The organism is Pseudomonadota bacterium (assembly GCA_036339585.1).
In the GTDB taxonomy this organism is placed as follows: Bacteria; Pseudomonadota; Alphaproteobacteria; order UBA8366; family UBA8366; genus UBA8366.
This window is the reverse complement of record JAYZAS010000017.1, coordinates 62,119-70,191: the sequence shown is the minus strand read 5'-3', so window position 1 is coordinate 70,191 and position 8,073 is coordinate 62,119. Positions and strand designations below refer to the sequence as shown.

Genomic DNA, 8,073 nt, shown 5'->3' with positions numbered 1-8,073 from the left:
CGTGTATGCCGGTTACCGTCACGTCTCGCTTGATCGTGATATGGCTGGCGGTACTGCCGGAGCAGAGATCGACTTCGAAGATCAGGACATCTGGGTCTTGGGCTTCCGGGCGCGCTTCTAATCGCACCTGTTAAAAGAATATGTGCTGGTAAAATATATGTTTGGTCGGTTTCTTTCGATTCTTCTGTTTGCTTCGGTTGCATTGTTAGTGACAGCATGCGAACCAGGTGTCGTAGAAGATGAAAGCTGGAAAGAAACAGAGGGCCCGGGATTATTTACGGGCAAACGCGGCGGGATTATTCTTTACCAAAGATAAAGCACTAAACTAAGTAGCCGCCAGCCTAGTGTGATTGGGCTGGCGGTTTTTTATTGTTCAGAAAACTTAAGAGCCATTTCCTAAACACAAGTTTCCATCTAATCGTTATCGACCCTTAATCTATTCAAAATTTTTCTTGGAACATCGTTCGTTTCTGATGGATTTATAATTCCTAAGGCTACGACAACATCTAGTTGACTGTTTTTCTGTGCAAAATAATATTGGACCGTAAATATCGGCCTTAATCTTATCGTATTTCGGTGCTATATCCTCTCAATGACTAATAATAAATTTACATCAACACCAATCGATAATCTGTTAACAGAAATAAAATCCGATAGGTCTCTTGAAGCCGCTCTAAATTGGAAATTTGATCCGAATAAATGCGAAAGCATTGACATCAAAATTGCCCGAGACGGCACATGGTTTCACGAAGGGCAGCCCATAAAACGTAAAAAAATGTGTCAGCTCTTCTCGAAAGTACTTAGGCGCAGCGATGATGGTAGGTTTTTTCTAATCACCCCTATAGAACAATTTCAAATTTTTGTCGAAGATGCGCCCTTTACTGCTGTTGAACTGAGCGTAAAGAGCACCGGAGATCAGCAAACACTAATTTTTCGCACAAATCTCGACCAAACCATAGTAGCAGGTCAAAATCACCCGATACGTATTGTTCAAGATCCTATTACCGGGGAACCTAAACCCTATATTGCCGTAAGAGACAAACTAGAGGCGCTCATTTTACGACCACAATTCTACCAACTTGTTGAAATGGCAGAGGAAAAAAAAATATGCGGCAAAACAGTGCTTGGTGTGTGGAGTGCAACTAAGTATTTTGAATTAGGTGAGGTTTAATTCTTGTTTACGAGATCCTACATCACCAAAAAGATATCTTCCTATGAAGCAGGTCGCTGGGGCTCTGGAGTGTTACGGCAAAAACACCTACAACGCGGAGATCACGACCTCAATCCACTTATGGAATTACCAAAAACTTCTCGGCCCGCTGCAGTTCTTATACCCTTGATAAGACATAAGCGGGGAATGACTGTTCTGCTAACACAAAGGGCCAGCAACTTAAAAGACCATGCAGGCCAAATAAGTTTCCCGGGCGGACGAATTGAAACTAGAGATGTAAGCTATGAAGCTACAGCTCTGCGAGAGACAGAAGAAGAAATTAGTCTAAGTCGAGATCAAGTCGAGGTCATTGGAAGACTTGACACCTACATGACACGAACAGGTTTTGAAGTAATACCCGTAGTTGCATTCGTAAAACCACCAATCCATGTCAAGGCTGACCCACAAGAAGTTGCTGCCATTTTCGAGGTACCTCTTGCTTTTCTCATGGACCGGACCAACCACAAGAGAGCAAGTAAAAATGTTTGCGGAACGACACGATATTTCTATGCGATGGAGTATCACGGATATTACATTTGGGGAGCAACTGCCGGTATGCTCGTAAACCTTTCAGAATTGTTGAGTCCGATATGATTAGAAAATTGATCACCATAATACTTCCCTTATTACTCCCGACACTGATTTATTTTTTTTGGGTTTGGATGGCGCGTCGACAGAAAATGAAAAATGGCGGCGAAGAAATCGATGACAAGATCCTTAGCGATGCGCCGTGGATATGGCTTGGCATCGGTGGCTGCGGATTACTAGCAGTAACATTACTGATAACACCACTCGTTTTAGGAAAACCCAGCAAGCCCGGAGAGTATGTTGCACCTCAGTATAAAGAGGGCAAGATCATTCCCGGGCATTATAGAAAATAAATGATGCCAGAGCAAAATCTCCTCCAAGACTGGATGAAGACAACGAGTGTAAGAACAGTAATGAAAGCGCTAAATGCAGACGGCGCTGAAGCACGATTCATTGGAGGCTGCGTGCGCGATGCTATTTTACATCGTCCGATTAATGACATTGACATTGCCACCGAAGCAAAGCCAGAAGCAGTAATGGAGCTGCTCTGTCGATCAAGAATAAAAGCAATCCCGACGGGGATAAGGCACGGAACTATTACAGCTTTAGTGGATTCACAGCCCTTCGAAATCACCACGCTTCGGCGCGATCTGGATACCGACGGCCGGCACGCAAACGTTATATTTACCAACGACTGGCAGGCAGATGCGGAACGAAGAGATTTTACAATTAATACGCTTTCTCTCTCTCCTAACGGTCAGATTTTTGATTATGTGGGCGGTATACAAGACATATTGCTCGGTAAGGTTCGTTTTGTGGGAAATGCTAAGACAAGGATAAAAGAAGATGTACTAAGAATTCTTCGCTTCTACCGATTTTTTGCCGATTACGGTATTTCTCCTGCAAATGCAGAGGCGCGCGCTGCCTGTTGCGAGATGGCTCCCTTATTAAGGCAACTATCCGGTGATAGGACACGCCAAGAGATCTTAAAACTTTTAGCATCTCGAGACCCGACACCAAGTGTCAAGATAATGCAGATTGACGGTATCCTATCCTATTGCCTTACAAAATCTGCAAATTTAGACCGGCTCAAACGGCTAATTACCATAGAAAAAAATTTTTCTGCAAAAATAGATACCTGCAACACAGATGTAATGCTGCGACTCACCGCATTAGTTGATAACAACACCTCTGAAATCACTCGGATAACTAAACGTTTGAATTTACCTAATAGTTTTCGGAGGCGTTTAGAGGCGGCAACAGGGCCAACTCCAGATGAAGGCAAATTAGAGGAAGCGCTTTACAAATTAGGAAGCAGAGCCGTTCGAGATCGCTTGGTTCTGGCTTGGTCGCTTGATGAGGGAGCCGGTCTACCCTTCAGTGTTCTGAGTAAAATCAACAACTGGCGCAACCCTACTTTCCCACTAACCGGGCAAGATGGACTTGCCGCAGGCATGAACCAAGGCCCTGAACTGGGCCATGCCCTAAGTATTATCGAAGACTGGTGGGTTGATAATAATTTCCTTCCCGACCGTGAACACTGTCTTAAAAAATTACGCCGACTTATTTCTTATGTTTAACTAGTTTTCCTTTAATGGAACGGACGGGTTCTCCATCTCGTAATCTGGTGAAAACAAAATCCATACCCATCGGTGTTAGAGTACGTGCATATGTTTGCATCGAATAAATCCCCTTTGCATTTATGGATAGTAAATAAATATGAAGCGTACTGCGATTTATCCTTGCCCAGGCAAAGGGTTGACCGCTCATGTAATCAGGCGCCTCCGGAGATCTAAAAATGTTCTTTTGAGCTGTTGGCTGGAAAATAAACTTTTGTGTTTTTTGCCTTATTTTCGGCTTATTTGGATTGCCCCCACGACGTATAACGGTTGTCCACTCGACCTCGAATCCCGGATCCACTGGCCTAATGACCACACCAAAATCACGTACCGTGACCCCGAAATAAATACTGTCGCGATTTTGAGAGACTCCACTACCCTGGAATTCTCCGTAAAAGGCGTCAATTTTGAGATTTTTCGCATTAGACCCGAATGAAAATAAAAACACCATTGCTAACACAGTGATCAACCGAGTTACTACTGACATATTCCCTGTCCAAGATTAGAGTTTTCGTATGCTACTGTACCTTTTAAGGCCAATGTACCTCTGGCGGCAAGGACATCAGCACTGCTTCCGGATTTCCACCCGTCATAAGGCCGAATCGAGTTCCACGATCATAAAGTAAATTAAATTCTACGTATCGCCCCCGCTTCACTAGTTGCTGCGCCCGCTGTGCTTCAGTCCATCCCTTATCAAAATTGCGCCTGACTAAGCTGCTGTAAGTACTCAAGAAAACACTACCTACATCACGAGTAAAAGCAAAATCAGCATTCCAATCACCACTTTCCAGATAATCAAAAAAAATCCCCCCAATTCCTCGTGGTTCATTTCTATGCTGCACGTAAAAATATTCATCACACCATTTTTTAAATCTTTCATAATCGGCCACTTCGTGCTGTCTACAAACTTTCTCAAAGGCAGAGTGGAAAAAATCACTATCTGAGGCGTTTGCAATCATCGGTGTTAAGTCTGCGCCACCGCCAAACCAAGATTTGGTGGTTATTATGTGACGCGTATTCATATGGACCGCTGGAACAAGCGGAGATTGCATATGCGCGACTACCGAAATTCCACTTGCCCAAAAACGGTGGTCTGTTTCAGCTCCTGGGATCTCTTTCGCATATTGCGGTGAAAGATTACCGAATACTGTCGATATGTTTACTCCCACTTTTTCAAACACTCTTCCTTTCATAATCGACATTTCTCCCCCACCGGTCATGCCGACAGAACGGGCCTCATTTGGCTCTCCTTCAGCTCGTTTCCATCTTCTTCTCTCAAACCTGCCTGCCGGACGGTCAGAAAGTGGACCCCGACTCGCATCCTCGAGGGCTTCGAATTCATTACAAATTTGGTCACGCAAACCCGCAAACCAATTGATCGCATGTTCCTTGCGCTTTGCAATACCATCAATGTTTTTTTTCATCTGTTCTCCAACTAATCATTTGGGAAGGATTGGGTCTGTCGTAAAGCTTCCCCAACAACCATAGAGGCTGCCACAGCTACGTTCAGTGCACGCTCCCCAGCTCTCATCGGTATGCGCAATCTTCCGTCAGCTGAGGCATGTACCGTATCAGGCACACCAGCGCTTTCGCGGCCAAGTAAGAGTGTATCGTCTGACGAAAAGCGAAAATCAGTATACAAATTATCACCATGCGTAGTCAGTAATAAGATTCGACCTTGTTGTGATGCTTCGTATTCACTCCAGGAAGAGTGATGACAGCAATCAACCCTATCTAAATAATCCATACCAGCACGGCGTAAGAGACGATCAGACCAAACAAATCCGCACGGCCCTATAATGTCAATCGCTATTCCAAGGCACGATGCTAAACGCAAAATTGTGCCCGTATTTTGTGGAATATCTGGTTCGAAAAGGGCAAGACGCATAATACCAACTACTATGGGTTGTTCGGTTTTTTCAAAATTAAAGGCTATTTTACCTTTGTAACTATTTCTGCGGCAGGTTGTCGCATCAACTCCCCGAATTGTTTGGTAAGAGGTATATTATACCCGCGTCTGTTGAATGTTTAAACTTAATGGCAAGGAATTTGATGAATGGCGGATAAAGAGTCAACACATCACGGGCGTAGGGATTTCTTACAGCTCACCTCGATCGCGGTGGGTACCGTTGGCGCAGCGTCGTTCGGCTGGCCACTGGTGTTCAGTATGGACAAGTCTGCAGAAGTAAAAGCACTTTCCTCAACAGAATTGGATATTGCTTCAATACAACCAGGGCAGGCAATACTCGTAAAATGGAGAAAAAAGCCCTATTTTGTTCGCCGCCGAACGAAAGATGAAATTTCAGCGGCAGAAAAAGTTGAGGTCGCCTCGTTGAGGGATCCCGAAAAAGATAGTGCACGTGTTAACAGGGACAGGCCCGAATGGTTAGTAGTAGGTGCAAACTGCACCCACTTCGGTTGTATTCCGACTGGTGCTAAAGCTACGGAAAACCGAGGCGAATTCGGCGGTTTTTACTGTCCGTGCCATGGTTCTCATTACGACACTTCGGGACGTATACGGAAAGGTCCAGCACCGAAAAATTTGCCTGTACCGCCTTATAAATTTGTATCCGACAATATCCTTAGAATAGGATGAGTGAGATTGAAATGGAAAAGAAGCAGTTCGATAACAAATTAGTGCAGTGGGTTGACCATCGACTACCGGTATTTTCTTACATGAATGCTGAGTATAACGAATTTCCTATGCCCAAAAATCTCAATTACTTCTGGAATTTTGGCGCATTGGCCACAGTCGTTTTAGTTACAATGATTGTGACTGGCATTCTACTGGCAATGCAGTATACGCCACACACCACATTAGCATTTGGTAGCATAGAACGAATTATGCGTGACGTGAATTATGGCTGGCTTATTAGATATATCCACGCCAATGGCGCCTCAATGTTTTTTATAGTCGTCTATATCCATATTTTCAGGGGTCTCTATTATGGGTCATATAAGGCACCCCGGGAACTACTTTGGATGTTAGGTGTAGTAATACTTCTATTGATGATGGCAACTGCATTTATGGGCTACGTACTGCCATGGGGCCAGATGAGTTATTGGGGAGCTCAGGTTATCACAGATTTCTTCACAGCAATTCCCATCATAGGAAATCCATTAACTGAATGGTTACGAGGCGATTTTGTTATAGATAATGCTACACTCAATCGCTTTTTTTCCCTGCATTATTTGCTACCGTTTGTAATAGTGGGTGTAGTTGCCCTTCACGTTATTGCTTTGCATGTGCATGGATCAAACAACCCCGACGGAATAGATATTAAGGAACCACAGGACACTATACCTTTTAATCCCTACTTCACGGCAAAGGACTCGGTGGGGCTTGGGGTATTTTTAATAGTCTTCGCCTTCTTCGTTTTCTTTGCCCCTAATTATCTAGGGCATCCTGACAATTATATAGAAGCCAATCCACTTGCTACTCCAGCTCATATTGTACCGGAATGGTATTTCCTACCATTTTACGCAATTTTGCGTTCCATAACCTTTGACATTTTCTTTTTAGAAGCAAAATTACTTGGAGTCATAGCAATGGGGGCAGCGGTCATGATTTTATTAATAGTTCCGTGGCTTGATACTTCAAAAGTGCGTAGTGCTCGTTATCGTCCACTTTATCGTATTTTCTTTTGGGTCTTGCTGGTCGATTGCGTAATTCTTGGGATCGTAGGAGTGAAATCACCAAGCGACTTGGTGTTTCCTGGCATAAGCTGGTTCGATTACAAAACTCTCGGGCTTATAGGCACCATCTATTATTTTGGACATTTTTTGTTCCTTATGCCTGTTTTAGGGTTCATTGAAACGCCAAAACCGCTCCCCACATCAATTAGCAAACCTGTTATCCCCCCATCTAGCGGTGGTGGCTCTGCTCCTATTGGGGCAGCAGCAGCAAAAAAGGAGAAAGCCTAATGCGTCGGCAAATGCTGAAATGCATGTTTGCTGTAGGTTTTTTATTTGTTGCTACGACTTCTATGGCAGCCGGGCCACTCAAACACGAGCCTCAGAACTGGTCTTGGCAAGGTATTTTTGGAACTTACGATAGAGCGCAACTCCAAAGAGGCCTGCAGGTTTATAAAGAGGTATGCTCTGGTTGTCATGCGCTTAAATATGTCGCATTCCGCAACCTTGTTGACCTCGGTTATTCTAAGGAGGGAATACGTGCTTTCGCCAAAACGTTCGATATCAAGAACCCTGAACCTAACGAAGAGGGTGATGCTTACACTCGCCCTGGACGTGTGACTGACTATTTCCCCTCACCCTTTCCTAATGAACAGGCTGCTCGGGCATCTAACAACGGCGCCTATCCCCCCAATTTATCGTTAATGGTTGAAGCTCGCCCCCAAGGAGCTGATTATCTATACGCTTTATTGACTGGTTACAAAGAACCGCCCGCAGGAATGAAAATAAGTGAAGGCATGAACTACAACTCTGCTTATCCGGGGCACCAGATTGCAATGTCAGCCCCGCTAGATGATGGAGCCGTCGAGTATACTGATGGAACCAAGGCAACGGTGAAACAAATGGCAACTGATGTTACTGCTTTCCTTGCGTGGACCGCAGAGCCTAATTTGGAGGAACGAAAAAGTATGGGCCTCAAGGTGATGTTGTTCCTATTCGCTTTTCTTGCGATCCTGATCGCTATGAAGCGGCGGACCTGGGCAGACGTTCATTAATTAATTTGAGTTGATAACTTTATCCCAA

Annotated in this window: 11 protein-coding genes; 8 read left to right on the top strand and 3 right to left on the bottom strand. The window is 44.4% G+C overall.

The features are described 5' to 3' along the window. Nucleotides 1-157 precede the first annotated feature (157 nt). The 5 genes from VX941_10480 to VX941_10460 all read left to right on the top strand — a co-directional run bounded on the left by VX941_10480 (nucleotide 158) and on the right by VX941_10460 (nucleotide 3,318). A complete protein-coding gene (locus VX941_10480) occupies nucleotides 158-316 on the top strand; it encodes a hypothetical protein (GenBank protein MEE2933829.1) in 159 nt (52 codons plus the stop codon). 276 nt (nucleotides 317-592) lie between these two features. Then, nucleotides 593-1,171: a DUF1285 domain-containing protein gene (locus VX941_10475; protein ID MEE2933828.1), complete on the top strand. Its 579-nt coding sequence runs from the start codon at nucleotides 593-595 to the stop codon at nucleotides 1,169-1,171. A gap of 3 nt (nucleotides 1,172-1,174) precedes the next feature. Continuing rightward, entirely contained in the window at nucleotides 1,175-1,804 is a 630-nt protein-coding gene (locus VX941_10470; protein MEE2933827.1) for a CoA pyrophosphatase, read from the top strand. Beyond that, a complete protein-coding gene (locus tag VX941_10465; GenBank protein MEE2933826.1) occupies nucleotides 1,801-2,091 on the top strand; it encodes a hypothetical protein in 291 nt (96 codons plus the stop codon). Before VX941_10470 ends, VX941_10465 begins: the two co-directional genes overlap by 4 nt. Further along, nucleotides 2,092-3,318 carry a CCA tRNA nucleotidyltransferase gene (locus VX941_10460; GenBank protein ID MEE2933825.1) on the top strand — a complete coding sequence of 409 codons (1,227 nt, stop codon included), beginning with the start codon at nucleotides 2,092-2,094 and terminating at the stop codon, nucleotides 3,316-3,318. Here VX941_10460 and VX941_10455 read toward each other — a convergent pair. The 3 genes from VX941_10455 to VX941_10445 are packed head-to-tail and all read right to left on the bottom strand — an operon-like array spanning nucleotide 3,302 to nucleotide 5,245. Next, nucleotides 3,302-3,844 carry a hypothetical protein gene (locus VX941_10455; GenBank protein ID MEE2933824.1) on the bottom strand — a complete coding sequence of 181 codons (543 nt, stop codon included), beginning with the start codon at nucleotides 3,842-3,844 and terminating at the stop codon, nucleotides 3,302-3,304. The genes VX941_10460 and VX941_10455 overlap by 17 nt on opposite strands. A gap of 43 nt (nucleotides 3,845-3,887) precedes the next feature. Next, nucleotides 3,888-4,781 (bottom strand): oxygen-dependent coproporphyrinogen oxidase, encoded by an 894-nt coding sequence (hemF, locus tag VX941_10450; protein ID MEE2933823.1) that lies wholly within the window; start codon nucleotides 4,779-4,781, stop codon nucleotides 3,888-3,890. A gap of 11 nt (nucleotides 4,782-4,792) precedes the next feature. Then, on the bottom strand, nucleotides 4,793-5,245 hold the full coding sequence (locus VX941_10445; protein ID MEE2933822.1) for a tRNA (cytidine(34)-2'-O)-methyltransferase: 453 nt from the start codon (nucleotides 5,243-5,245) through the stop codon (nucleotides 4,793-4,795). Nucleotides 5,246-5,413: 168 nt separating this feature from the next. On the opposite strand from VX941_10445, the gene petA reads away from it, so the two are divergent. From petA to VX941_10430, 3 genes are read left to right on the top strand one after another with little or no spacing between them, the layout of a single operon-like run. Continuing rightward, nucleotides 5,414-5,953 carry a ubiquinol-cytochrome c reductase iron-sulfur subunit gene (petA, locus tag VX941_10440; GenBank protein ID MEE2933821.1) on the top strand — a complete coding sequence of 180 codons (540 nt, stop codon included), beginning with the start codon at nucleotides 5,414-5,416 and terminating at the stop codon, nucleotides 5,951-5,953. Further along, complete coding sequence (locus tag VX941_10435) at nucleotides 5,950-7,281, top strand: cytochrome b N-terminal domain-containing protein (GenBank protein MEE2933820.1); 1,332 nt, start codon at nucleotides 5,950-5,952, stop codon at nucleotides 7,279-7,281. The genes petA and VX941_10435 overlap by 4 nt, the downstream gene beginning before the upstream one ends. After that, complete coding sequence (locus VX941_10430) at nucleotides 7,281-8,045, top strand: cytochrome c1 (GenBank protein ID MEE2933819.1); 765 nt, start codon at nucleotides 7,281-7,283, stop codon at nucleotides 8,043-8,045. The genes VX941_10435 and VX941_10430 overlap by 1 nt, the downstream gene beginning before the upstream one ends. The last annotated feature ends 28 nt before the right edge of the window (nucleotides 8,046-8,073 follow it).

Excerpts from the sequence above, each read along its gene's own strand:
- VX941_10445 (MEE2933822.1), bottom strand. The coding sequence starts at position 5,245 with ATGCGTCTTGCCCTTTTCGAACCAGATATTCCACAAAATACGGGCACA.
- VX941_10430 (MEE2933819.1), top strand. The coding sequence starts at position 7,281 with ATGCGTCGGCAAATGCTGAAATGCATGTTTGCTGTAGGTTTTTTATTT.
- VX941_10480 (MEE2933829.1), top strand. The coding sequence starts at position 158 with ATGTTTGGTCGGTTTCTTTCGATTCTTCTGTTTGCTTCGGTTGCATTG.
- VX941_10455 (MEE2933824.1), bottom strand. The coding sequence starts at position 3,844 with ATGTCAGTAGTAACTCGGTTGATCACTGTGTTAGCAATGGTGTTTTTA.
- VX941_10435 (MEE2933820.1), top strand. The coding sequence starts at position 5,950 with ATGAGTGAGATTGAAATGGAAAAGAAGCAGTTCGATAACAAATTAGTG.
- VX941_10460 (MEE2933825.1), top strand. The coding sequence starts at position 2,092 with ATGATGCCAGAGCAAAATCTCCTCCAAGACTGGATGAAGACAACGAGT.
- VX941_10475 (MEE2933828.1), top strand. The coding sequence starts at position 593 with ATGACTAATAATAAATTTACATCAACACCAATCGATAATCTGTTAACA.
- petA (MEE2933821.1), top strand. The coding sequence starts at position 5,414 with ATGGCGGATAAAGAGTCAACACATCACGGGCGTAGGGATTTCTTACAG.
- VX941_10465 (MEE2933826.1), top strand. The coding sequence starts at position 1,801 with ATGATTAGAAAATTGATCACCATAATACTTCCCTTATTACTCCCGACA.
- hemF (MEE2933823.1), bottom strand. The coding sequence starts at position 4,781 with ATGAAAAAAAACATTGATGGTATTGCAAAGCGCAAGGAACATGCGATC.